We start from the raw sequence: 23,023 nt of genomic DNA, 5'->3' as shown, positions 1-23,023 counted from the left end.
AGTCCTCAGGCTTCGGGATCTTCAAGTTCGCGGGCGACGTTGACCTCGGGTGACTGCTTGTGCAGATCGTCGGCTTTGGCGCGCATCAACTGCCATTGCTCAAGATCGATTGCGCCTTGGCCGAGCAGGCCATCGGCGATGCGTTGCAGATCGAGGTAGTGAGCGTCAGGGGAGTTCTGCCAGTAGGCTTGATCGTCGAACAGGCGCTGCCAGGTGTCGAGGTCTGGGGGTTGCACGTCGTCGCTCATGGGTGAGTCCGAAAATGGCGGGTTTCTGGGTAGAGCGGAGAGCGCTGGCGAGAGTTCCAGTCAGTTAACTCAGCGGTCACAGCGCTGACGCTTTCGCGAGCAGGCTCGCTCCCACAGGGAAGAAAGCGGTGCCGCCGTTAATATCCGGTCATTTCCAGATAGCCTTGGCCAGGATGGCTGCCATCAATCTTCACCGGCCCTTCCCAGTACGGGATACGCAAATCCATCCACGCATTGCGATTGATCGCGTCAACGCTGATATCGAGTTTCTTGTCAGGAATGCGGATAGACCATTTCACCGGCATCGGTCGATCGGCAACCTTTGCCGTGTCCTGCGGCACAAGGCTGATCTGCTCGCTGCGCAACGTCTGAATCTGCCCGTCAGCGGCGATCCAGGTGCCGGTCAGATAAGGCGCGCCGGTCTTCTGCCGCATGCGATAAAGCATCACGTGTTCGCCGCTGTCCAGATGCAGCGAGAACCAGTCCCAGCCAGTTTGATTGGCGGTGAGTGGCTGACTGCTCCACTCGCGATCGAGCCACGCCGGGCCGCTGACGGTGTAGGTCTGGCCGTCGATCTGCAGCGTGCCGCTGGCCTGGAAAAATGGCTGGCTGTAGTAATAAGACGCCTGGCCTTCTTCGGATTTTTGGCTGAAACCCTGGTCGCCTTGCAGCACCAGCGGTCGGCTGGAGGTAAGGCGCAGTTGATAAGCGAAATTCTTGTCACGAGCACTGAGTTGCATGTCGCGCAACGGATCCTGCGCCTGACTGGCAAACATCCAGTCATCGATCCACGCCTCGAACGGCGCCAGGCGCACGCCGGCCTGGCCTACTCCGCCCCGGGCGTAGCGCTCGGCGGCATGATGCACCGAGCGCGAAGTGACTGCCGCATGGCCCAGCCAGATCGTTTGGTTGCCCCAACCGGCCTGCTCGGCGACGGGTTTCAGGGCGCTGCGAAACAGCGTCCATTGCACGCCGAAATCATTGCCCTGCTGATCCTTGAGGTTGGCGGTGACGTACCACCACTCAATGCGAAAACCATCATGCGCGCCATGATCGGCCGGAAAGCTGAATATCCGACCGGGCACCACCGGGGTGAAGGATTGCGCCTGATCGCCCATGCCGGCAAAACCCTTTTCCTCGGGTGCAGGCTGATCGCAGCCAGCGAGCAGCAGCGCAATCATCAGCACGAGCCATTTAGTCCTCATGGGCAAATGTCCTCAGCAAGTCCGCCGGTTGTGTGCGGTACAGCGAATACAGCGGCCATGCCGAAGCCAGTAAAGTCGCGAGCAAGGCCAGGCCCATCAGTTGCAACAACTGCAACGGGAACACCCGCAGCGGCAGTCGCCAGCCGAACGCCTGCACGTTGATCACCGCATCGAGGCACCACGCCAGGGCGATGCCCAACGGCAGCGCCAACAGCAACGTCAATACGGCAAGCAGCCAGGTCTGACCGAGGTTGAGCAGCATCAATTGTTTGCGTGTAACGCCCAGCGCCCACAGCGGTGCGAGCTGACTGAGGCGACTCTGGCTCTGAGTGAGCAGACTGATGAACAGCGCCACACCCGCCACGGCCAGGGTCAGGCTGTTCAAAGCTGCTGTCGCAGCAAATGTGCGTTCAAAGACTTGCACCGACCAGCCCTTGAGCCGCGCCTGATCGACGATGCGGTTGTCATCCAGCGCAAAACGCGCCTGCAAGGCGTTGAGCAGCGCCGGAATCTGCGCTGGGTCGATACGCAGATTGAAGCGGTTCGGCGTGAGTTGCGGCCATCCGCGCAGCAGGTGCTCACTGCTGATCAGCACGTGCCCCTTCGGATTGCCGTAGTCGGCGTAGATGCCGACGATGCGCGGCGACCATGTGCCGTTCGGCGTGGGAATGTTCAGATGCTCGCCCGGCTTCATTTTCAGGCGTCGTGCCAGTTGTTCACTGAGCATCACCGCATCATCCGTGGCCAGTTTGCCCCACGGATCGCTGCCACTGCTGTCGAGCAACGGCCAGTGCTGGCGATAGTAGGAGTGGTCGATGATGCCGTAGACATCGGCCGGCCAGCCTTGCAGCGTCACCGAAACCTGCCAGTTGGGCAGCACAGCGGTCACGTTGGGCTGCTGCCTGAGCCAACTGTGCATCTCGCGGGCCTGCGCCGGGTTGGCCGGGTTGATGTACAACTCGGCGCTCAGGCGTTGTTCGAGCCAGTCGTTGAAGGTCTGGCGAAAACCGGCGGTCATGCTGCCGGCGCCGATATTGGCGGCGAGCGCCAACAGCAGCGCCATCAGCGCCAGACTCAGGGCTGGCAGTTGCTGGCGGCAGTCGGCGAGAAACCACTGGCCGAGCACCGAACGACTGCGCCCGAGCAACGGGTTCAACAACGCGCTGAGCAACACCGGCAAGGCCAGAGCGGCACCGAGCAACAGCCCGGCCATGAGCACGAAACCGCTGCTCAGGCTGTCGCCCCAGATCAGCGCCGCCAGCGCAATTGTCAGCAGCGCTGTCGCCAGCCAACCCTGTCGGCGCAACCAGCGCGAATACTGTTGATGCCACGCCTGCGGATCGGCCACCGCCAGCAATGGCAGGCGCGCCGCCCGCAGCAGACTGTTGGCCCCGGCCAGCAACGCGCCGAGCAGGCTCAGCCCTATGCCGCTGAACCACCACCAGGGACTCAGGCGCAACTGCCCCGCCACTTCCGCGCCATATAAACCGCGCAGGCTGGCGGCGACGTCCGGCAGCAGCACGCTGGCCAGCCAATAGCCGCTGATCACACCGAATAATCCGCCGATCAGCGCCAGCACACCCAGTTCAACCACCAGACATGCGATCAGCATTCGTGCACTGACGCCACAGGCGCGCAAGGTGCGCAGCAAACCTCGGCGCTGTTCCAGAGCGAGGCCGATGGCGGCGTGGACGATGAACAGGCCGACCAGAAATGACAAAAATCCAAGGGCATCAAGATTGAGGTGAAAGCTCTCGGTCAGCCGCGCGAGGTTGTTTTCTTCGCCGCTGCTCTTGAGCTGCAAGCGATCGGTGAAACTCGCTGGTAATTCTTGATGAAAGTCCTTGGGTAGCAGCAGTCGCGACAATTGCTCGGGTTGTTCGAGCAGGCGCTGCGCTACGCCGATGTCGACCAGCAACAGGCCCGGCGCCATGTCCTTCTGCGCGAGCAGTGGCGGCAGGGTTTGGCCGTTTACGGTTTGCGGTGTATCACCTTCGCGCAAGCCGAGCATTTGCAGGGTGTCCGGAGAAATCCAGGTGCTGCCCGGCGGGCTGAAAAATTCGACGATGCGCTCGATCGGCATCGCCTGCCCGGCCACTGCCGAATCCGTCGGCAGCGACACCGGCTCGATGCCCATCACCTGAATCCGCTGGTCTTCGTGGCCCTTGAGCGTCAGCCGGCCCTGCAACACCGGCGACACCGGCAAGCCCTGACGGCGCAATTCGATAAACCAGCGCTGGGGAAACAGTGCCCCATTCGGCGTGCTCAGGCTGGCCTGTGGTTCGCCGCCGATCATCTGGCTGGCCCGCGCGTAGCTGTCACGTGCCTGACTGTTCAGCGCCTCGACGCCAGTGAGCAGACTGGTGGCCAGCCACAACCCGGTCAGCACGCTGAAAAACTGCACGGGATGGCGCCGCCAGTGGCTGAGCAGCGCGCGCAGGGTTTGCCGCCAGATCATCAGGCGACCCGCCCGTTCGACAACACCACACGCTGGGCCAATCGCGCCGCGACGCGCTGACTGTGGGTGACCATCAGCAGGGTCGTCGGCGTGTCATCGAGCAATTCCAGCAACAGCCGCAGCACTTCATCGCTGGTCGCTTCATCGAGGCTGCCGGTGGGTTCATCGGCCAACAGCAATTTCGGCTGCGAAGCCAATGCCCGGCCCAAAGCGACTCGTTGCTGCTGACCGCCGGAGAGTTGCTCGGGATACCGCGAGAGCAGATCGCCCAGACCCAGACGCTGCACCAGATGCGCTTGCCAGCGCGGCTCATGGCGCCCGGCCAGGCGCGCCTGAAAGGCCAGATTGTCTTCCACGCGCAGACTGCCGATCAGGTTGAACTGCTGAAACACCAGACCGATTTCCGTGCATCGCCAGTTGGCCAGTTGCGCTTCGCTCATGGCTTCCAGACGATGTCCGCCGCTGCGGATGCTGCCGCTGTCGACCTTGTCCAGCCCCGCCACCAGATGCAGCAGCGTGCTTTTGCCACTGCCCGATTCGCCCATCAGCGCCAGGCTGCCACCTGCTTCCAGCGTCAGGTCGACGCCTTGCAGCACCGGCAACAATCCCTGTGGCGTGGCATAGCTTTTGAAAACGTCGCGAACCTCAAGCATGGGCAAACCCGATCAGTGAACCTGGGCCTAGGATAGCGGCCCTGAATGGTTTTTGTCCGCTGATGATCATCGTCAACCCAGCGCCGCGCCCTAAGCTGCTGGCTGTTCGGCCATAACGATAAAAAAACCGGAGACACCCATGCCCCGTTTCATCCTGAGCCCGCGTGGCCTGCTGACCTGCCTGATCACCACTTGCCTGAGCCAGCCGTTGCTCGCTGCTGACGGTCCGGTGGCGCCGAGCGTGCAAACCGCCGCAAGCAACGCTGCCGTGCTGCAAACCCTGCCTTTCAGCGACCGCACCGATTTCGAATCCGTCAGCAAAGGCTTGATCGCACCGTTCAAGGGCCAGATCAAGGATGCCGCCGGCAAAGTCATCTGGAACGTCAATGCCTATGATTTCCTCGCCAAAGACAAGACGCCGGAATCGGTCAATCCGAGCCTGTGGCGACTGGCACAGCTCAATGCCCACGCCGGTCTGTTCGAGGTCAGCCCCAAGCTGTATCAGGTACGCGGTCTCGACCTCGCCAACATGACCATCATCGAAGGTGACGACGGGCTGATCATCATCGATCCGCTGACCATGGCCGAAACCGCCAGGACGGCGCTGGATCTGTACTACGCCAATCGCCCACGCAAACCGGTCGTCGCGGTGATCTACAGCCACACTCATGTCGATCATTTCGGCGGCGTGCGCGGGGTGATCGACGAGGCCGATGTCAAGTCCGGCAAGGTCAAGGTGTATGCGCCAGCGGGCTTCATGGAACACGTGATGAGCGAGAACGTCATGGCCGGAAACGCCATGAGCCGCCGCGCGCAGTACCAGTTCGGCAGCCTGTTGCCGCGCAGTGAAAAAGGTCAGGTCGATGCTGGCCTCGGCAAGAGCGCGCCCAGCGGTGGCACGGTCACACTGATCGCGCCTACCGATCTGATTGCCGAGCCGTTGGAAACCCGCACCATCGCTGGCCTGCAAGTCGAATTCCAGCTGACCCCGGGCACCGAAGCGCCAGCGGAAATGAACCTTTATCTACCGCAGCTGAAAGCCTTGTGCATGGCCGAAAACGCCACGCAGATGATGCACAACATCCTCACCCCGCGCGGTGCGCAGGTGCGTGACGCCAAAGCCTGGTCGCAATATCTCGATGACAGCCTGGCGCGCTATGGTGACAAGGCCGACGTGCTGTTCGCCCAACACAACTGGCCGACCTGGGGTGGCGAGCGGATTCGTACTTTGCTCGCCGATCAGCGCGACATGTACGCGTTCATCAACGACCGCACCCTGCACTTGCTCAACCAGGGCCTGACGCCGCTGGAAATTGCCGAAGCAATCAAGAAACTGCCCGGCTCGCTCGATCAGAAGTGGTACACCCGTGGCTATTACGGCTCGCTGAGTTTCAATACGCGCGCGGTGTATCAGCGCTACATGGGTTTCTACGACGGCAACCCGGCCAATCTCAATCCGCTGCCCCCGGTCGATGCGGCTAAACGCTCGGTCGAGGCCATGGGCGGTGCCGCGTCGGTGCTGGAGAAAATGCGCAGTGCGATGGCCAGCGCTGACTACCGATGGGCCGCGCAGTTGGGCAACCAGTTGCTGTTCGCCGATCCGGACAACGCGGATGCCCGCAACGCTCAAGCCGAGACGCTGGAGCAGTTGGGTTATCAAAGCGAGAACGCCACCTGGCGCAACATGTACCTGACCGGTGCGATGGAACTGCGCAACGGCGTACCACCGCAGTCTGCCAATACCGTATCGGTGGACATGGTCCGGGCGATGAGTCCGGAAATGTTCTTCGATTACCTCGCGGTACGCCTGGACAGCGACAAAGCCGTGGCCCATGACCTGACGCTGAACTGGACGTTCGACGATGTGCAAAAGGATTTCACCCTGACCCTGCGCAACGGCGTGCTGACTCACCGCGCCGGCTTGAATCCGGCGGCGGATGCGAGCGTCAGCCTGAGCCGCGATACGCTGGAGAAGATTAGCCTGAAGCAATTGGACTTCCCGACGGCGATGCAAAAAGGGCTGGTGAAGTTGCAGGGCAATGGTCAGAAATTCGGATTATTGATGGGCAGCCTGGATACGTTCGGGCCGCAGTTCAATATTGTCACGCCGTAAGTCAAAAGCCCCTCACCCTAGCCCTCTCCCAAAGGGAGAGGGGACTGACCGTGTTGGATCTACGAGATACGCCGAGGTGGGATACCGAGTAGGACTCAGATTCCGAACGCCATGAAGATCGGCTCCCTTTCCCCCTCGCCCCCTTGGGGAGAGGGGGGAAATCTTGCTGGCACCCTCAATAACGATCAATCACCTCAATCCTGCTTTCAACAAACCTGCCCCGGATTCAACCGGAACTGCTTCGGCGTAATCCCGAACTGTTTGCGAAACGCGCGGATAAAGTTGCTCGGCTGGCGATAACCCAGCCGCTCAGCGATCCGTTCGATCGGTTGATCGCCCGCCGTCAGCCAGTGCCGCGCCATCGTCAGATTGTCCTCACGCGCAGGCGCGCAAGTTGCAGCGTGCCAGTGGCGCAGCATGCTCTGGTACAGAAACGGGTTGGCGCCCAGCAAGGCCTGATCGAGCCTGGAGCGCGGCAAGGTCAGGCACAGATGCTCGCCCTGCTCCACCGCGATACCCACTCCACGCAGCCAGCCACCGGCCATTTGCTCCGGGCGCAGGCTGACACTCACAAACAAATCTCCAGGCGCCCCGCCGAGTCGACGGGCAATGTTGCGCACCAGCGTTATCGCCGCCGCATCCAGAGCGAAATGATGCAACTGCCCCTGCAGCGAATGCAGGCGCAAACGAGCCACGTCGCCTGCCTCGACCAACTCCACCGCAACGTAATTGATCACCCTTGGCAAGCAGTCGATGAAGCACTTCAGACTGGCCCGCAGGGTCGCGGCCGAGTCGAGCAGAATATTCAGTCCTTGCAGGCAATCGGTCGCCATCCCGTCGGACAGTTCGCAGCCAAACGTCGGCGCTACCCCGGCCCATTCACACTCACGCCACAACCGTTCAACCGCTTGTGCGGCGATCAATTGATGCTGCCCGGCGAGCACAGACGGGCAGATCCCGATGCGCGTCATCAAGCGTTGCGGGCACAGCCCGGACTGGCGAGCATGCGCGAGAATCGTGCGGGTGAACGCGCTGGAGGCGAACAGAGGCTGAGACATGAAGGCGGCCATCGAAGAACAGGCGTGTACTTATGCCAGCGGACGTGCTATCGATCCAATGCATTAAAAGTATTCACAAAGTGCAGGAGACGCATGATGGATCTTCGCCAGCTTCGCCACTTGGTCGCCCTCGCTGATTACCGCAACTTCGGTCGCGCCGCCGAGGCGATCAACCTCAGCCAACCGGCGTTCAGCCGCAGCATCCAGACTCTGGAGCGTGACCTTGACTGCGAGCTGGTCGAGCGCAGCAGCCGTGAGTTTCGCCTGACCGGGCAAGGCCAACTGGTGCTGCAACATGCGCGGCGCCTGCTCGCTGGCAGTCAGGCGCTGCACAACGAATTGACGCAATACAACGGCCTCACCGGCGGCGAACTGCAATTCGGTTGCGGCCCGTATCCGGCACAAGTGCTGGTGCCGGAAGCGCTGGCCGATTTCATTCAGGCGCATCCGGCAATTCGTACGCGCTTTCATCAGGGCGACTGGCAGCAATTGTCGCTGTGGTTGCGCGAGCAGCAGATCGAGTTTTTCGTCGCCGATGCGCGGCACTTCGTCAGCGATCCGCAGTATCAGGTGCACCTGCTGCGCACGCGGCCGGGACGGTTTTTCTGTCGCGCCGGCCATCCGCTCCTCGCGCAACGAGACCTGCGCTTGCGCGCCCTGCTCGATTACCCGATCGTCGGCACGCGCATTCCACCGATGATCCGCAAGGTGCTCGCCGATATCCTCGGTGAGCAGGACTTCACCCCGAGCGTCGAGTGCGCACAATTTGACGCGATCCAGCGCGTAGTGCTGCGTTCAGACGCGGTGGGGCTCGCCACGCTTGAGGCCTTGCGTGAACAACTTGATCGAGGCCTGATCGAGCTGCTCGACTTTGTCGACGTCCCCCATGACGAGGCGGCGCTGCAATTGGGTTACGGCATCGTCAGCCGCGCCGGTTTTACCCTGACGCCAGCAGCGCGGGCGATGATCGAGGCGATCCTCAGCGTCGATCAGCGTTTGCTGGCGGCTAACGGAGCGACGGGAGACGCGCGCGCAACATGAGCAAAACCCATCCGCAACCCGTCAACGCTTTTTACGCGCCGACCCTGCTGCCGGCCATTGAAGAATTGCTCGCGCGCGGCGTTACCCAAGGCGCAATCGAAGCGCAGCTGCGCCGCAGCCTGTTCGATCTGCGCACGCCGTTCACGCGCATGCCGCTGCTGATGTCACGGCGCTTCTGGGCGTTTGCCGTGGAACAGAGCGGGGATCCACTGATCGGTCTGGCGGCGGGTGAACGTTTCGTTTCGACGGCCACCAACGGGCTGACCTATCTGTTCGATGTCGCCGTGTCGCTGGAACGTGCCTGTGCGTTTTTCGCCGAGTACTTCGCGTTTTTCAACGGACATTTCCGTGTGCAAATCCTGCGTGAAAATGGCGGCGTAACACTGCGTCTGGTCGAAGCCGGCAGTCTTGGTGCTCCGGCGGCGCTGACCGATTACATCCTTGTCAGCCTGTGCAGCCTGGTACGACGCAAATTGCTCGCCAGCGGCGTGAATCGTGATCCGGTGCTAGGTGTGGCATTGGCATCGGCAAGCCGCGAGCAGCATCAATCGGCATTGCGCGCCCCGGTGAGCGCAGAGCAATCATGCGCGGCGATTTATCTGGATCCTCAGCTGTTCGTGATGCCGTTGACACCGGGCAATCCGGCATTGGAAACAACGCTTGTCGATCTGCTGGAACAGACCCGACGTCTCAGTGAATCGACCTTGCTCGGACAGCTCAGCGATTATCTGATCGAAGATCTGGCTTCAGCGGATTGGCAGCAGTTCTGTGTTACACAGCATTTGCTTGAGCGCACGGCGGCAAGGCGTTTGAAGGCGTTGGGCTGGACTTTCAGCGAACTGCTTGATGAGCATCGCCGCTATCGTGCCGAGGACCTGCTGCAATCCGGGGCGCTGGAGCTGGTCGAAGTGGCTGATCGGTTGGGTTACAGCGATGTGCAGGGATTCAACCGGGCTTTCGCGCGCTGGCTGGGCTGCGCGCCTGGGGAGTATCGCGCGCGGTGGCTGAAGCTTTGAATTGGCTGGTGTCAGTGCTGGCCCCATCGCTGGCAAGCCAGCTCCCACAGAGGCCAGTGCTGACACAGGATTTGTGAACAACCTCGAACCCTGTGGGAGCTGGCTTGCCAGCGAAGAGGCCCGCCCGAGCAACCCAAAACTCACTGCCCCGCAGCCACACTCGCCGGTGCCCGCTCAGGGGTGACGATGCTGCCCAGATCGATATGCTTCCACTCAGGCTTGGCACCCAAGCGCGCATTGAAGCGGTAGTTGAAAGTGAACTCATCCGCCGTCGGCACGCTCAGCGGTTTGCCATATACCGCTTCAATCCCCGCAAGGTCATAACCCATCACCTGCAACAGCGTCGGGAAGATGTTGTAGTGGCTGGAGCGGTCCTTGTTTGCCGGCAGATTCGCCGCCCAGTCCGGCGTCTGCAATCCACGGCCCTGAATCACCACCAGCGGCACCAGCCCCTCCTCTTCCACCGGGTCGCCGCCGCAGTGGGTATTCAAGCCCGGGTTGCCGCGCTCATGCAGATCCTGGCCATGATCGGAGGTATAGATCAGCAGCGCATTGTCCAGATTGGCATGGGCAAACACCCGGGCGAAGAACTCGCCAACGTTCCACAACAGCGTGTTCTTGTAGGCGTTGCGATACAGCACCCAGTCATCCGGCTGGCCATTGAAACCGGGGCGTTCGCCAGTGTCGGCGACTTCGGTGAACTGCCCGCGCGGCAGCGTCGGCCGGTAGGCCATGAACGCGTCCGGGTATTTGTCATGCACCGGAAAATGCGCGCCGACCTTATTGATCACGATCAGCTCGGGGCGATCGTCATTGAGCAATTCGATCAGCTTCGCCGCTGCCGCCATATCGCGGTCGCGCACGCTGGTCTGGTCGAATTGCACGAAACTGTCGATGTCGTTTTTCTCGGCGGCGGTCATCAGGTTCTGCAAATTGCCGGCCGTGCGCTGAGCGTCGATGTAGACCGTGCCGAGCCCGGCCTTCTTCGCGTACTGCCAGATCGACGGCAACGTGCTGTTGATGCGCCTGTAATCGGCGCGGGTGCCGCCGTAGCGCAAGGTGACGTTGGTGTCGGCGCTGCAGTTGGCAATGGACGCGGCATAACCGAAGTTGAAGACATCGACCCCGGCCGGCGCTTGCTTGAGGTTGCTGTGCACGCCGAACGGCGCGTTGATGTCGAGGTAATTGCCGGAAATGCTTTCGTCGATGATCAGCACGATATCGTGGCTGATGGCAGGCGCGGCGCGCGCGAGCGTCACCGCTTCACGGGGGCCGACAGTATCGTGCAACGCTTCATAGGCAAACAGGTTCAGGTAGGCCAGCGGCGTGTACATGATCGGCAGACCACGTGCGCCCTCACCCGCACGTAAAAACAGCAAAGCGCTGAGCATCAACACGCCGATGACCGGAGCCGCTACCCGCAACGTGTTGGGTATGAACAGCGCATGACGCGGCTTGAGTCCGATGCCGAATAACAGCAGCAAGCCACTGAGCAGCGCGCGCAGGATCGCGTCGCGGTACTGATAGGCCGCTTCCTGAATGAAGCCGCCGGAGTACACCAGCGAGACAAAATCGCTGTACCTCAGGTAATCCGCCGTGACCCGGGTATAGACATCGAAAAAAACCGCCGCAACAAACAGCGTTAATGCGAACGCATGTCGAACAAGAGTCTGACGTATATAGGCAGTTAGATATAACGCGAAAGTAAGCGCCAAAAACATCGCGCCAAAAACAAGTACATTAAAACCCCACCCGATAGCATTTAACCGGTCCAGATAGTAGTCGGAAAAGAGCAATAAGTAGGCAACTAAAAGCAGTTCCTTGGCGTATTTGAACATGGCGATACCGGCCGTCCGAAATGGGAGGTTGTCAAAGCTTTGTCGGTCAGAACCTGACACTAGCACCCGGCCATCAAAGCGCAAGAAATGACTGATAGCCGGGTAAAGCGTCAAAAAAACGGTGACTCAAATCTGACACACCCGGGGGGATGAAAGCCTTTAATTTCGGGGACTTAGACCGTCTGTCGGTTAAATTGAATCTGAACAAATCTGCAAAGAAAGAACAAATTCAATCGCAGCAATGACTTGATGGCCAATCGCCAAAAACGCCTCAAGTGTTATACCCGTGCAACATGTCATTTTGCTGACACGCTTTTCAAACCCTGCGCTATACCCCTTTAACAATCTCATTCCGTAGTTAACTTTTCTGGTTTTATTGAGGTGCGCAGATGGACGTGAGCGTATTTGGCACTGGCTATGTCGGACTTATACAAGCCGCTGCACTTGCCGATGTCGGTCATCGGGTTTTATGCATTGATATTGATCCCAACAAGATCAAACAACTGCAACAAGCGGTACCGCCCATCAGTGAACCAGGCCTGTCCGCAACACTTGAAGAAAACATCAAGGCCGGGCGCTTGTTGTTCAGCACCCAGGCCAGTGATGCGGTGACTCACGCCGAGCTGATTTTCATCGCCGTCGGCACCCCGGCGGACGAAGACGGCTCAGCCGACCTCAGCCATGTACTCAACGTCGCCCGGCAGATCGCCGGCCTGATGGAGGCCGATCGCACGCTGATCATCAAATCCACAGTGCCGGTCGGGACTGCCGATCAGGTTCTGGCCACGGCCACCAGCGAATTGCTGCAGCGCGGCAAAACCGAGCTGCAGGTGCGCGTGGTATCCAACCCGGAATTTCTCAAGGAAGGCAGCGCCCTCGCCGACTGCATGCGCCCGGACCGGATCATCATCGGCACCCGCGACGACGCTGCCCGCGAGCAGATGAGCGAGCTGTACGCGCCGTTCTGCCGCAACCACGAAAAACTGATGTTCATGGACAACCGCAGCGCCGAGCTGACCAAATACGCGGCCAACGCGATGCTCGCCACCCGCATCAGTTTCATGAACGAACTGGCCAATCTCACCGAGCTGCTCGGCGCCGACATCGAAGCGGTGCGCAAAGGCATCGGCTCCGACCCGCGCATCGGCTATCACTTCATCTATCCGGGCTGCGGCTTCGGTGGCTCGTGCTTTCCCAAGGATCTGCGGGCCTTGCTGCACACCGCCGAACACAACGGCATGCCGCTGAAACTGCTGCGCAGCGTCACCGACGTCAATGACAGCCAACGGCACATCCTGTTCAGCAAATTGCGCGCGCAGTTTCCGCAAGGCCTGGCCGGCAAATCCATCGCCGTCTGGGGCCTGGCGTTCAAACCGAACACCGACGACATGCGCGAAGCCCCCAGCCGTTACCTGATGGACGCGTTGTGGGCCGAAGGCGCCAGCGTGCAGGCTTATGATCCGGAAGCCATGTCCGAGTGCCGGCGCATCTACGGCTACCGCAACGACCTGCACCTGTGCGCGACCCGCGACGACACTCTCGAAGACGCCGACGCGCTGGTGATCTGCACCGAGTGGAAAAACTTCCGCGTGGTCGATTTCGAGCTGCTCGCCGAGAAGCTGCGTTCGAAGGTAATCATCGATGGGCGCAATCTCTACAACCCGGAACAAGTAGCCGCCGCCGGCCTGCATTACAGCGGCATCGGCCTGCGCCACATCGCCCCTGAAGGGCTGCGGCCATGAAGATTCTGGTGACCGGTGCCGCCGGTTTCATTGGTGCCCATTGCGTCCTGCGCTTGCTGCGCGACGGGCATTCGGTGGTCGGCCTGGACAATTTCAACCACTACTACGACCCGCAACTCAAGCACGACCGCGTGCAGTGGGTGCGCGAGCAGGTCGGCGATTTTCCGCTGGCCACGGTGGATCTGGCCCACGCTTCAGCGATCGACGCGCTGTTCGCCCGCGAGCAGCCACAAGTGGTGATCCATCTGGCTGCGCAGGCCGGGGTGCGTTATTCGCTGGACAATCCACGGGCGTATCTGGACAGCAACCTCAACGGTTTCCTGAACATTCTCGAGAGCTGCCGCCACCACCCGGTCGAGCACCTGATCTACGCCTCGTCGAGTTCGGTGTACGGCGCCAATCAACACACGCCTTACTCGGTCAAGGATGGCGTCAACCATCCGCTGTCGCTGTACGCCGCGACCAAGAAAGCCAATGAACTGATGGCGCACAGCTACAGCCATCTGTTCGGCATTCCCTGCACCGGCCTGCGCTTTTTCACCGTGTACGGGCCTTGGGGTCGGCCGGACATGTCGCCGATCCAGTTCGCCCGGGCGATCAGCGAAGGCGAGCCGCTGAAGCTGTTCAATTACGGCGAGCACCAGCGCGATTTCACCTACATCGACGACATCATCGAAAGCATCGCACGCCTCATCGATCAGCCACCGCAAGCCAATCCGCAGTGGGATCGCGAGCAGCCCGACCCGGCCAGCAGCATGGCGCCGTGGCGTCTGTTCAACATTGGCGGGCAGCAGCCGGTTGCACTGAAAACCTACCTCGCGCTGATGGAAAAACATCTCGATCGGCAAGCCATTGTCGAGCTGCTGCCGCTGCAACCGGGCGACGTGCTCAACACCTGCGCCGAGGCCAGCGATCTGGCCCAGGCCACCGGATTCCAGCCCCGGATAGAACTGGATGAAGGACTGGGCCGCTTCATCGCCTGGTTCCGCGACTACTACCCCACTGCCCGTGCGCCGCTTGCGGCTGATTGAATGCGGAGGACGCCATGACTGGACATGAAAGAAGTGTGTCGATTGCACAGATGCGCCCTGACAAGCGCGTCGACCCGGAACATCGCATGCGCCTCGACGCGGCGATCCACCGTCAGGGTCGCGGCTGGCTCAGCGGCCGCGATGGTGGCCGCCCATGGCAGCTGTCGCGGACCAACCGGGTGGTCGCCTGCCTCGGCGCGCTGACGATTCTCGTGCTGATCTCGCCAGTGCTGCTGGGCCTGGCCCCGGCCATCAAGCTCACCAGCCCGGGGCCGGTGCTGTTCGTGCAGAAACGCACCGGTTATCGCGGGCGCAAGTTCGGCATGTTCAAGTTCCGCACCATGGTCAGCAACGCCGAAGACCTCAAAGAGTCGCTGCGCCACCTGAACAAACACGGGGCCGACGCCATCGACTTCAAGATCGACAAGGATCCGCGCGTCACCGGCATCGGCAGTTTTCTGCGGCGCACCAGCCTCGACGAACTGCCCAATCTGATCAACGTAGTGACCGGCGACATGCGCCTGGTCGGCCCTCGCCCGACCTCGTTCAACGCTTACCGCTACAAGGACAATCACCTCGCGCGTCTGGCGATCTACCCCGGTATGACCGGTCTGTGGCAGATCTCCGGACGCAGCAACATCGACTTCGACCAGCGCGTTGAGTTGGACCTCAGCTACATCGCCGAGCAGAGCCTTCTGCTTGATCTGAAGATTCTGTTGAAAACCCCCTTCAAAGTATTCAGCGGCCACGGAGCAAGCTAATGGACGGTTCAACCAATAAAAGCCTGAGCATCGCCAGCCCCAGCGAATCGAATCTGACTTCGACCGTGCTGGATCTCGATCTGCGCATTCTGTTCCTGACCGCCGCCAACCCCGGCGCCGGCACCACCACCAGCGCTCTGGCACTGGCCAGTCAGCTGGCGCAGATGAGCAGCGGCCAGGTGCTGCTGGTCGACGCCAGCCAGTCGGCGAACAACCTCACCCAGCAGATGAACCTCGGCAAGGAGCGCGGCCTGCGCGACCTGCTGTTCAACCCGGGCAACCCGCCGCTGTTGCAGGACTGCGTGGTGCAGGTCTCGAGCCTGCCCTTCCATGTGCTGCCCAACGGCCGGCCGATCCGCACGCTGGAACACCTGACCGCCGAGCGCCTGAGCCCGTTGCTCGACCAGTTGGGCAGCCAGTACCGCTTTGTGGTGATCGACGGCGACGCGGTGTATTCCGCCGCCGACACCCTGGTCATCAGTACTCAGGTCGACGGCGTGGTGTTTGTCGTGCGCGCCGAAGACACCCGCTGGGAAGTCGCCCAGGCCGCTGTGCAACGCCTGACTCAGGCCGGGGCGAAAGTGGTCGGCAGCGTGTTCAACCGGCGCAAGTACTACATGCCCAAATGGCTTTACAAAAACCTGTAAGCGAACGCAAAGGATGACGCCATGAACGCCAGAATGCTTGTCCTGCTGTTGCTGCCGCTTGCGGGCTGCTCCAGCACTTCCGACACCCAGAACATGCCGGTGAATATTCTCACCGCCTCCCCGGCCAACGCCCAGGCGACCGATATGCCGAAGATCGAGCAGACCCTGCGCCCGCAGGATGTGCTGGACGTGATCTTCCATATCAGCACCAGCGGTTCGGACGCCTACCGCGTGCAATCGGGCGACCAGATCGGCCTGAATTTCACCGCCGCCAGCCAGCTCAACGGCAATCAACTGGTGCTGCCCGACGGCACCATCGAACTGCCGGGCGCCAACACCTCGGTGAAAATCGCCGGGCTGACCAGCGAAGAAGCGCGCCAGGAAATCCAGCGCGTGTATCAGCGCAAACAGCTGTTCCAGCCCAACCGCAATCAGCTTACCGTGCAGATCATCAGCCCGCTGAGCAACGAGCAGAACCTGAAAAGCGCCCTCAATCACCCGGCCACCGGCATGAGCCGCGAGATCACCGTCGGCACTGACGGCTACGCGAGTTTTCCGGAAATCGGCGCCGTGCCGCTGCAAGGCATGACCGTCAATCAACTGGAATCGTTCCTCAACAAAAAGTACGCGCAACTGCCGGGCCGCATGACCGTGGACGTGCTGCTCAAGTCCACCGCAGGCAACGAGATCTACGTGCTGGGTGAAGTCGCACAACCGGGCTCGTATCCGATCCGCCGGCCGGTGTCGGTGCTCGAGGCGCTGACCCTGGCGCGCGGTACCAACGTCAAGGCGCGGCTGGATTCGGTGGTGATCATGCGGCGCAATGGCAATCAGGTGAAAGCCGTGCGCTACGACGTCGAAAAAGCGCTGTCCGGCGACGCCCCGCAAATCGCCTACCTGCAACCGGACGACATGCTCTACGTGCCAAAAACCAAACTGGCTAGCGCCGGCGAACTCGCCCGCCAACTGGCTGATGTGGTGCTGTTCCAGGGCGTCGGTTTCAGCTTCGGCTACCGCGTCGACAACAAAGACAGTGACAACTAACTCACAGGTGACCGACATGAACCCAAAGGAAAACTACCTGCATGAGTTCTTCAGGATTTTCTTCGCCAACAAGCAGTTGGTGAAGCGCGTCTTCCTGACCTTTGCAGTCATCGCCCTGCTCCTGCCGTTGCTGCTCAAACAGAGCTTCGATATCACCGCGCAGGTCATCGTGCAGTCGAAAAAACTCTCTCAGGGCGACGCCACCACGTCGCTCACGGTGGACAACGCCACGTTTATTCCGCCGTCGCTGGCGGACATGGAAACCGAGAGCAACATCCTCCGCTCGCCAGCGCTGATCCGTCAGACCATCAGCGAACTGCGCGACAACGGCGAATACAGCCCGCCACCCGGGGTGTTCGCCAAGTTGCTCGGCGAACCGTTCAAGCGCTACGTCTCGACGCCGCTGCGCGAGTACGTGATCAATCCGCTTCGCGACGGGCTCGGCATGGAAACCGATCCGGTGCGTGACACCACCCTCGACGCCCTGACCCAGCAAGCCGTCGACAGCCTGAAAATCGAAACCCTGCCCGGTTCCAACGTGATCTCGATCACCTACAGCTTCCCGGATCCGCAGCAAGGCACGACGTTTGTCAGCGCCCTGCTGCAGAACTATCTGGTCAGCCGTCAGGCCCTGCAATCGATCGACTTGCCGCAGTCGTTCTACGAGACCAAAAAGCACCAGTATCAAGTGCGTCTCGATGGCCTGGAAGGTAATCGTCAAGCACTGCTGGAAAATGTCGGCGCAGCGGATCCGAAGGAGGAAATCACCTTCCGCCTCAACGCCATCAACACTGAAGAACAGGCGCTGAACCTGTATCAGGACCGCCTGCTGCAAAGCCAACGCTGGCTCGAATATCTGAAAACCGCGCTCGCCGCCGCCAGCAGTAGCAAGCTCAACGACTACACCTTCCCCTACACCTTCACCACCACCGTCGACAACGTGGCGTTCGAGGACCGGGAAATCAAACAGATGGGCGAGCAACTGACCAGCCAGGTCAGCCGTTACATGAACGATCTGGCGGTGTTCCAGCCCGGCAGCGAACCGATGCTGTTGACCCGCGAGCAGATCGCCCGCACCCGTCAGCAGTTTCTCAAAGTGGTGAGCAACCGCATCCAGGAACGCACCGCCGATCTGGCCGTGGTCAAGCAGGTGATCGAGCAGAAAACCGCGCGCATCGCCGAGTTCAAGAACCGCATCCGCGACCTGCAGCAGACCCAGAGCAAACTGCGCCAGATGGACACCGAGATCGATGCGCTGCACGCAGCGTTCTCGACCTATGCCCAGCGTTTTGCCGAAAGCAGCACCACGCGCTCGCTCAACGATGACCTGTCCAACGCCCGGGTACTCAGCCCGCCGTTCGAACCGACCGAGGCAGCGTTCCCGAAACCGCTGCTGATCATCCCTTTCGGGCTGTTCACCGGTCTGCTGCTGGCAATCGCGTTCGTCTACGTGCGTGAGTTCTTCGACCATCGCTTCAAGCATCCGGCGCAAATCAGCCATGAGCTGGGTCTGCCGGTCTTGTTGGTACTCAACGAAGAAACGTCACAGCCGGGCAATCCGCACAAGAACTGGACCATGCCGAGCCTGGTTCACTGGGTGCGCAATTGAACGCGGTGTCCACCCCAATCGTCGCCCTGCCGATCATTCATTTGCTCAGCAGCGGCGGCTTCTACGGGGCCGAGCGGATGTTGCTGGATCATTGCCTGGCCACGCCGGGGCAGCATCAGGTGCTGTTCCTCGACGCACCGCCTGAGCTGATCTCGCGCTTTCGCGAGGCTGGGGTGGACGCTCGCGCTTGTTCAGGGCCGGGCGAGCTGTTGCGGCACTTGCGTCAGCGCCGTGGCGACAAACCGTTGCTCAACACCCACAACTTCAAAGGCCTGTTGTTCGGCTGGGTCGGCGCCACGCTGTTGCGCCTGCCGCTGGTGATCACTCAGCACGGCTTCACCCCACGCAGTCGCAAGCAGAAGTTCTACACCTGGCTCAGCCTGCAACTGTGCCGCACGGCGTCGGTGAAACGGGTGGTCTGCGTGGCGGAAAGTATCGCCGTGCTGCACCGTCAGGCCAACGTACGGACGGAGAAGTTGCAGGTGATTCCCAACGGTTTACCAGCGGCGCCAGCGATGCCGTCGCTGGCAGAGCGGCAACGCTGGCTGGCCGGTTACGTCGGGCGGTTGAGCAGCGAGAAAGGCCCGGACCTGTTCCTCGATGCGCTGATCGCATTGTGTCACCAGCATCCGCAACTGGACGCGGTGATGCTCGGTGACGGACCGGAACGCGAGGCCTTGCAGGCGCGCATCGATGCTGCCGGGTTGCAGCAGCGGATTCGCCTACCGGGCTACCAGACGGCGATGCAAGGCTGGTGGCAACAACTCGATGCGCTGGTGATCAGCTCGCGCACCGAGGGCACGCCGATGATTCTGCTCGAAGCGATGCAGGCCGGGGTGCCAGTGGTGGCGTTCGCGGTCGGCGGCATTCCCGATGTCCTGCAGGACCGTCACAACGGCCTGCTCGCGGCGCCGACGGATACCGCCGCCCTCGCCCGCCAGCTCGACACACTGCTGGCCGAACCGAAGCTGGCCGCGCAGTTGCGCGACAACGCCAGACGCACCCAACAGGAGCGCTACGACCTCAAGGCTTTGGCCGAACGCTGGTCGCAGCTGTACATCCAAACGGCACGGGAGACACGCGCATGATTTTCCCGCTCTCGATCGTCAGTCTGTTCGCCCTGGTCAGCCTCGGTTTGCTGGCCAGTCCCTGGCCGTATCTGGCGCCGGGGGCGGTGATTGGCCTGGTCGGTTTCACCGTCCTGTACCGCAAGCCGACATGGGGCCTGCTCGGCATTGCCGCGCTGGTGCCGTTCGAAGGGTTCTTCAAGGACAGTTCAGTGTCGGGAAGCAAGTTGCTCGGCGCCTCCCTGGCGGTAATCGTGATGCTGCAACTGGCGCTGCACCAGATTCCGTCGCAACGCCTGCGCAGCAACCTGTGGCACTGCCTGATCGGCTTCATGGTTCTGTATTTTCTCAGCCTGCTCAATACCGATGACATGGGCATGTCGCTGGGGCATCTGCGCGAACTCAGCGTTGGTCTGGTGCTGTTTGTCATTACCTTGTTGATCGGCCGCGAACTGAACCTCGACCTGTTCGCCCGGCTGGTGACACTCGCCGTCACCGCGACCTGCGCCATGGCGATGTTCTCGGCGAAGTTTCAGGATCAGGGGCGCGCCGCCGGCCTGCTCGAAGACCCCAACGCCTTCGCTATGCTCATCGCCTTCGCCATTCCTCTGGGTCTGCTGCTGGTGATCCGCAGCCCGAACCTGCTGCACCGCTTGTTCTGGGGCACCTGCTGCCTGCTGTTGCTCGGTGGCATGACCAAGACCGAATCGCGTTCCGGGCTGGTGGTATTGGCGTTGAGCCTGCTCATCGGCATCTGGCACTACCGCGCGCAACTGACCCACATCCGCCCACGGCACCTGGGTTTCGTCATGCTCGGTGCGGCCATCGTGATTCCGCTGGCGATCTACGCCATGCCGGCCGGTTACATGGCGCGGATCCAGTCATTGAGCATCCTCAGCGCCGGCTCCAAGGCGCAGGACGAATCCCTCGGCCGCCGTGCTTCCTACATCGTCGTCGGCAGCCAGATGATCCGCGAGCACCCGGTGCTCGGCTCCGGCCCCGGGACCTTCCCGTTGCATTACGCGACCACCGGTTACGCCAAGGCGTTTTCTGCCAACCGCAAGATCGGCGACCTGTACCGACGCGCCCACAACACCTATCTGGAAATCTTCAGCGAACTGGGCGTGCCCGCCGGGCTGTTCTTCGTCGGCATGCTCGGGCTCGGTCTGTACAACCTGATTCGCGCTCGGGCGGCGTGGATGCTGCGCGGTGACGGATATCGGGCAGACATGATGACCCACCCGGGGGTGAGCTTTCTGTCGCTGACCCTGTTCCTGATGTTCCTCAGCGCGCCGAACCAGAAATACGTGTGGATCATGCTGGCGCTGACCAGCGTCCTGCGCATCAAGGCCGAGCAGGCGCCACTGACCCCGGAGACGCAGGCATGAAGCGGATCAGCATCGTCATCCCGATGTACAACGAGGCGCGGCACATTGGCCGTACCCTGCTCGCCGCGCAGAAAGCCGCACACGCGGCCAACGTCGAGTGCGAGCTGATCGTGGTCGACAACGGCTCGACCGATCAGGGTCCGCAGATTGCCCGGCAGTTCGGCGCAACCGTGCTGAGCTTGCCGGGGCTGTTGATCGGCGCGCTGCGTAATCGCGGCACGGCGATCGCCAGCGGGGAATGGCTGGCCTTCATCGACGCCGACGTGGAAATGCCTGAAACCTGGTTGCAGCCCTTGTTCGACATCCAAGCCAGTGGCCAAGCCGATGTGTTCGGCCTGGATCTGCATACGCCGGCCGAGGCGCCATGGTTCGCCACGGCCTGGCAGCGGCGCACTTCGCAGCCGTCGCACCGCGTCAGCCACAGTGTCGATTGGCTGCCCAGTTCCAACCTGCTGATGCGTCGCGACTGGTTCGACAAGGTCGGCGGTTTCAACGAGGCCCTGCGCACTGGCGAAGACAAGGAATTCACCCTGCGCCTGCACGAACAGGGCGCGCGTCTGCTGTCGGTCAATGACAAGGTCGCGCTGCACTGGGGTTACGAGATGAACTGGCGCGAATGGATGGGCAAGGAAATGTGGCGCCAGGGCAGCCATCTGCAACTGCTGCGCACCCATGGCATGAGCCTGCGCCTGCTGCGCTTTCCAATATTGTCGTTGTTGGTGTGGATCCTCGATTTCCTGGCGATTTCCGCACTGCTAGACGGCTTTCCCCATCACGCGGCGGTGATGGTCACCCTGACCGTGATCCCCGGTCTGGTCCTGAGCGTTCGCCAGAGCATCAAGCACCGCGATCCGATTCTGCTCCTGCAACTGTGGGGCCTGCACTGGCTGCGCCTGCACCTGGCCGGCGCGGCGTTCATTTTGAGTCTGTGTCAATGGAACGCAAGGAGGCCTGCCCGTGGCTGAGTTCATTTTCTGGATGTGCCTGTTGCTGCCGGTCTACGCCTACGTCGGTTACCCGCTGTTGCTGACGATCCTCGCGCCGCTGTTTCCAGCGTGGCGACACACGCCGGCGCCGCCGCTGAACGTCAGCATCGTCATCGCCGCGCACAACGAGGCGCGGCATATCGAGCACAAGTTGCGCACGCTGCTGGCCCAGGATTATCAACCGGCAACGCTGCAGATCATTCTCGCCAGCGACGGCTCTACCGATGACACCGTGGCCTGCGCGCACAAAGTGATTGATCCGCGCATCACCGTGCTTGACCTGCCGCGTCAGGGCAAAGCCGCCACGCTGAATGCCGGCGCGGCCCTGAGCAGCGGCGACATTCTGGTGTTTACCGATGCCGACAACCAATGGTCACGCGACACCCTCGGCCACTTGCTCGCGCCGCTGAGCGATCCACAGGTCGGCGCCTGCGCCGGGCACATGGTGATCCCGGTTACTGGTGGCGGCCTGAGCATCGGCGACAGCCTCTATCGGCATTACGAAGGCTGGTTGCGCCGGGTCGAGAACCGCACCGGTTGCATGGTCTCGGCCGACGGCGCCCTGCTCGCCCTGCGCCGCGAGTTGTTCCAGAACGTACCGGCCGAGGTCAATGACGACTTTTTTATCAGCACCTGCGCGCCGGTAGCCGGCAAGCGCATCGTCTACGTGCCCGAAGCGCAAGTGATCGACCATGGCGTCGACGAGGCGGACAAACAGTTTCGCCGCCGTCAGCGCGTCACCGTCGGCGGCCTGCAAAGCCTGGCCCAGCGCCGCGAGCTGCTCAACCCGCTCAAGCATGGCCTGTATTCCCTGGCGTTGATCAGCCACAAATTGATCCGCCGCCTGGCGCCGGTACTCCTGCTGCCATTGCTGCTGAGCAATTGCTGGCTGTGGGACGAGCACGCTTTCTATCGCCTGAGCCTGATCGCGCAACTGTTCGGCTACAGCGTGGCAATTGCCGGGCTGCTGGATGCGCAACACCGCTTGCCGAAACCGTTCCGCCTCGCCGCGTTTCTGCTGGTCACCCTCGCCGGGATGAGTCTCGGCCTGTGGCAGTTCCTGCGCGGTCAGCGGTATGCCCAGTGGAATCCGGAACAGAACCGTTAAGAGGACCGAA

Annotated in this window: 19 protein-coding genes; 13 read left to right on the top strand and 6 right to left on the bottom strand. The window is 61.6% G+C overall.

Annotation, left to right across the window (positions count from 1 at the left end; all coding sequences use genetic code 11):
• Positions 1-5: 5 nt before the first annotated feature.
• The 4 genes from AB4O12_RS05020 to AB4O12_RS05005 form a co-directional block, all read right to left on the bottom strand.
• A complete protein-coding gene (locus AB4O12_RS05020) occupies positions 6-248 on the bottom strand; it encodes a hypothetical protein (protein ID WP_460060579.1) in 243 nt (80 codons plus the stop codon).
• A 137-nt stretch (positions 249-385) separates the two neighbouring features.
• Positions 386-1,453: a lipocalin-like domain-containing protein gene (locus AB4O12_RS05015; protein WP_150741574.1), complete on the bottom strand. Its 1,068-nt coding sequence runs from the start codon at positions 1,451-1,453 to the stop codon at positions 386-388.
• Complete coding sequence (locus AB4O12_RS05010) at positions 1,443-3,911, bottom strand: ABC transporter permease (protein WP_460060576.1); 2,469 nt, start codon at positions 3,909-3,911, stop codon at positions 1,443-1,445. The genes AB4O12_RS05015 and AB4O12_RS05010 overlap by 11 nt, the downstream gene beginning before the upstream one ends.
• Positions 3,911-4,564, bottom strand: coding sequence for an ABC transporter ATP-binding protein (locus AB4O12_RS05005; RefSeq protein WP_460060573.1), 654 nt, complete (start codon positions 4,562-4,564; stop codon positions 3,911-3,913). Before AB4O12_RS05005 ends, AB4O12_RS05010 begins: the two co-directional genes overlap by 1 nt.
• Before the next feature lie 139 nt (positions 4,565-4,703).
• Here AB4O12_RS05005 and AB4O12_RS05000 point away from each other — a divergent pair, with 139 nt between their 5' ends.
• A complete protein-coding gene (locus tag AB4O12_RS05000) occupies positions 4,704-6,677 on the top strand; it encodes an alkyl/aryl-sulfatase (RefSeq protein ID WP_460060570.1) in 1,974 nt (657 codons plus the stop codon).
• A gap of 206 nt (positions 6,678-6,883) precedes the next feature.
• On the opposite strand, the gene AB4O12_RS04995 is transcribed toward AB4O12_RS05000, so the two are convergent.
• Complete coding sequence (locus AB4O12_RS04995; protein WP_305382636.1) at positions 6,884-7,735, bottom strand: helix-turn-helix domain-containing protein; 852 nt, start codon at positions 7,733-7,735, stop codon at positions 6,884-6,886.
• Positions 7,736-7,831: 96 nt separating this feature from the next.
• On the opposite strand from AB4O12_RS04995, the gene AB4O12_RS04990 reads away from it, so the two are divergent.
• Positions 7,832-8,776: a LysR family transcriptional regulator gene (locus AB4O12_RS04990; protein WP_460060567.1), complete on the top strand. Its 945-nt coding sequence runs from the start codon at positions 7,832-7,834 to the stop codon at positions 8,774-8,776.
• Positions 8,773-9,792 (top strand): AraC family transcriptional regulator, encoded by a 1,020-nt coding sequence (locus AB4O12_RS04985; protein ID WP_460060564.1) that lies wholly within the window; start codon positions 8,773-8,775, stop codon positions 9,790-9,792. Before AB4O12_RS04990 ends, AB4O12_RS04985 begins: the two co-directional genes overlap by 4 nt.
• Before the next feature lie 140 nt (positions 9,793-9,932).
• Here AB4O12_RS04985 and AB4O12_RS04980 read toward each other — a convergent pair whose 3' ends face one another.
• Positions 9,933-11,630 (bottom strand): sulfatase-like hydrolase/transferase, encoded by a 1,698-nt coding sequence (locus tag AB4O12_RS04980; protein WP_460060562.1) that lies wholly within the window; start codon positions 11,628-11,630, stop codon positions 9,933-9,935.
• 389 nt (positions 11,631-12,019) lie between these two features.
• On the opposite strand from AB4O12_RS04980, the gene AB4O12_RS04975 reads away from it, so the two are divergent.
• Genes AB4O12_RS04975 through AB4O12_RS04930 form a run of 10 tightly spaced genes read left to right on the top strand, consistent with a single transcriptional unit; the run spans position 12,020 to position 23,013 of the window.
• A complete protein-coding gene (locus AB4O12_RS04975) occupies positions 12,020-13,372 on the top strand; it encodes a UDP-glucose dehydrogenase family protein (protein WP_056784540.1) in 1,353 nt (450 codons plus the stop codon).
• The gene (locus AB4O12_RS04970; protein ID WP_041478601.1) at positions 13,369-14,403 is read left to right on the top strand and encodes an NAD-dependent epimerase; all 1,035 of its coding nucleotides are present in this window, start codon (positions 13,369-13,371) and stop codon (positions 14,401-14,403) included. The genes AB4O12_RS04975 and AB4O12_RS04970 overlap by 4 nt, the downstream gene beginning before the upstream one ends.
• A gap of 14 nt (positions 14,404-14,417) precedes the next feature.
• A complete protein-coding gene (locus tag AB4O12_RS04965) occupies positions 14,418-15,164 on the top strand; it encodes a sugar transferase (RefSeq protein WP_460060558.1) in 747 nt (248 codons plus the stop codon).
• Positions 15,164-15,811 carry a CpsD/CapB family tyrosine-protein kinase gene (locus tag AB4O12_RS04960; protein ID WP_024012451.1) on the top strand — a complete coding sequence of 216 codons (648 nt, stop codon included), beginning with the start codon at positions 15,164-15,166 and terminating at the stop codon, positions 15,809-15,811. The genes AB4O12_RS04965 and AB4O12_RS04960 overlap by 1 nt, the downstream gene beginning before the upstream one ends.
• A gap of 21 nt (positions 15,812-15,832) precedes the next feature.
• Positions 15,833-16,855 (top strand): polysaccharide biosynthesis/export family protein, encoded by a 1,023-nt coding sequence (locus AB4O12_RS04955; RefSeq protein ID WP_095179536.1) that lies wholly within the window; start codon positions 15,833-15,835, stop codon positions 16,853-16,855.
• Between the two features lie 16 nt (positions 16,856-16,871).
• Positions 16,872-18,464 carry a GumC family protein gene (locus AB4O12_RS04950; protein ID WP_095179535.1) on the top strand — a complete coding sequence of 531 codons (1,593 nt, stop codon included), beginning with the start codon at positions 16,872-16,874 and terminating at the stop codon, positions 18,462-18,464.
• A complete protein-coding gene (locus AB4O12_RS04945) occupies positions 18,461-19,552 on the top strand; it encodes a glycosyltransferase family 4 protein (RefSeq protein WP_122751100.1) in 1,092 nt (363 codons plus the stop codon). Before AB4O12_RS04950 ends, AB4O12_RS04945 begins: the two co-directional genes overlap by 4 nt.
• Positions 19,549-20,919 (top strand): O-antigen ligase family protein, encoded by a 1,371-nt coding sequence (locus tag AB4O12_RS04940; protein ID WP_460060554.1) that lies wholly within the window; start codon positions 19,549-19,551, stop codon positions 20,917-20,919. The genes AB4O12_RS04945 and AB4O12_RS04940 overlap by 4 nt, the downstream gene beginning before the upstream one ends.
• Positions 20,916-21,884 carry a glycosyltransferase family 2 protein gene (locus tag AB4O12_RS04935; protein ID WP_150635725.1) on the top strand — a complete coding sequence of 323 codons (969 nt, stop codon included), beginning with the start codon at positions 20,916-20,918 and terminating at the stop codon, positions 21,882-21,884. Before AB4O12_RS04940 ends, AB4O12_RS04935 begins: the two co-directional genes overlap by 4 nt.
• The gene (locus AB4O12_RS04930; RefSeq protein ID WP_041478594.1) at positions 21,877-23,013 is read left to right on the top strand and encodes a glycosyltransferase family 2 protein; all 1,137 of its coding nucleotides are present in this window, start codon (positions 21,877-21,879) and stop codon (positions 23,011-23,013) included. Before AB4O12_RS04935 ends, AB4O12_RS04930 begins: the two co-directional genes overlap by 8 nt.
• Positions 23,014-23,023: the final 10 nt, after the last annotated feature.

Source organism: Pseudomonas sp. S2_A05, assembly GCF_054668485.1.
This window is presented reverse-complemented; position numbering and strand designations above follow the sequence as displayed.

What these genes read in the sequence shown, in the direction of transcription:
- AB4O12_RS04980 (WP_460060562.1), bottom strand. Translation starts at nt 11,630, where the DNA reads ATGTTCAAATACGCCAAGGAACTGCTTTTAGTTGCCTACTTATTGCTC.
- AB4O12_RS04940 (WP_460060554.1), top strand. Translation starts at nt 19,549, where the DNA reads ATGATTTTCCCGCTCTCGATCGTCAGTCTGTTCGCCCTGGTCAGCCTC.
- AB4O12_RS04955 (WP_095179536.1), top strand. Translation starts at nt 15,833, where the DNA reads ATGAACGCCAGAATGCTTGTCCTGCTGTTGCTGCCGCTTGCGGGCTGC.
- AB4O12_RS04990 (WP_460060567.1), top strand. Translation starts at nt 7,832, where the DNA reads ATGGATCTTCGCCAGCTTCGCCACTTGGTCGCCCTCGCTGATTACCGC.
- AB4O12_RS05005 (WP_460060573.1), bottom strand. Translation starts at nt 4,564, where the DNA reads ATGCTTGAGGTTCGCGACGTTTTCAAAAGCTATGCCACGCCACAGGGA.
- AB4O12_RS04985 (WP_460060564.1), top strand. Translation starts at nt 8,773, where the DNA reads ATGAGCAAAACCCATCCGCAACCCGTCAACGCTTTTTACGCGCCGACC.
- AB4O12_RS04960 (WP_024012451.1), top strand. Translation starts at nt 15,164, where the DNA reads ATGGACGGTTCAACCAATAAAAGCCTGAGCATCGCCAGCCCCAGCGAA.
- AB4O12_RS04950 (WP_095179535.1), top strand. Translation starts at nt 16,872, where the DNA reads ATGAACCCAAAGGAAAACTACCTGCATGAGTTCTTCAGGATTTTCTTC.
- AB4O12_RS04935 (WP_150635725.1), top strand. Translation starts at nt 20,916, where the DNA reads ATGAAGCGGATCAGCATCGTCATCCCGATGTACAACGAGGCGCGGCAC.
- AB4O12_RS05015 (WP_150741574.1), bottom strand. Translation starts at nt 1,453, where the DNA reads ATGAGGACTAAATGGCTCGTGCTGATGATTGCGCTGCTGCTCGCTGGC.
- AB4O12_RS05020 (WP_460060579.1), bottom strand. Translation starts at nt 248, where the DNA reads ATGAGCGACGACGTGCAACCCCCAGACCTCGACACCTGGCAGCGCCTG.
- AB4O12_RS04975 (WP_056784540.1), top strand. Translation starts at nt 12,020, where the DNA reads ATGGACGTGAGCGTATTTGGCACTGGCTATGTCGGACTTATACAAGCC.
- AB4O12_RS05010 (WP_460060576.1), bottom strand. Translation starts at nt 3,911, where the DNA reads ATGATCTGGCGGCAAACCCTGCGCGCGCTGCTCAGCCACTGGCGGCGC.
- AB4O12_RS04995 (WP_305382636.1), bottom strand. Translation starts at nt 7,735, where the DNA reads ATGTCTCAGCCTCTGTTCGCCTCCAGCGCGTTCACCCGCACGATTCTC.
- AB4O12_RS04965 (WP_460060558.1), top strand. Translation starts at nt 14,418, where the DNA reads ATGACTGGACATGAAAGAAGTGTGTCGATTGCACAGATGCGCCCTGAC.
- AB4O12_RS05000 (WP_460060570.1), top strand. Translation starts at nt 4,704, where the DNA reads ATGCCCCGTTTCATCCTGAGCCCGCGTGGCCTGCTGACCTGCCTGATC.
- AB4O12_RS04970 (WP_041478601.1), top strand. Translation starts at nt 13,369, where the DNA reads ATGAAGATTCTGGTGACCGGTGCCGCCGGTTTCATTGGTGCCCATTGC.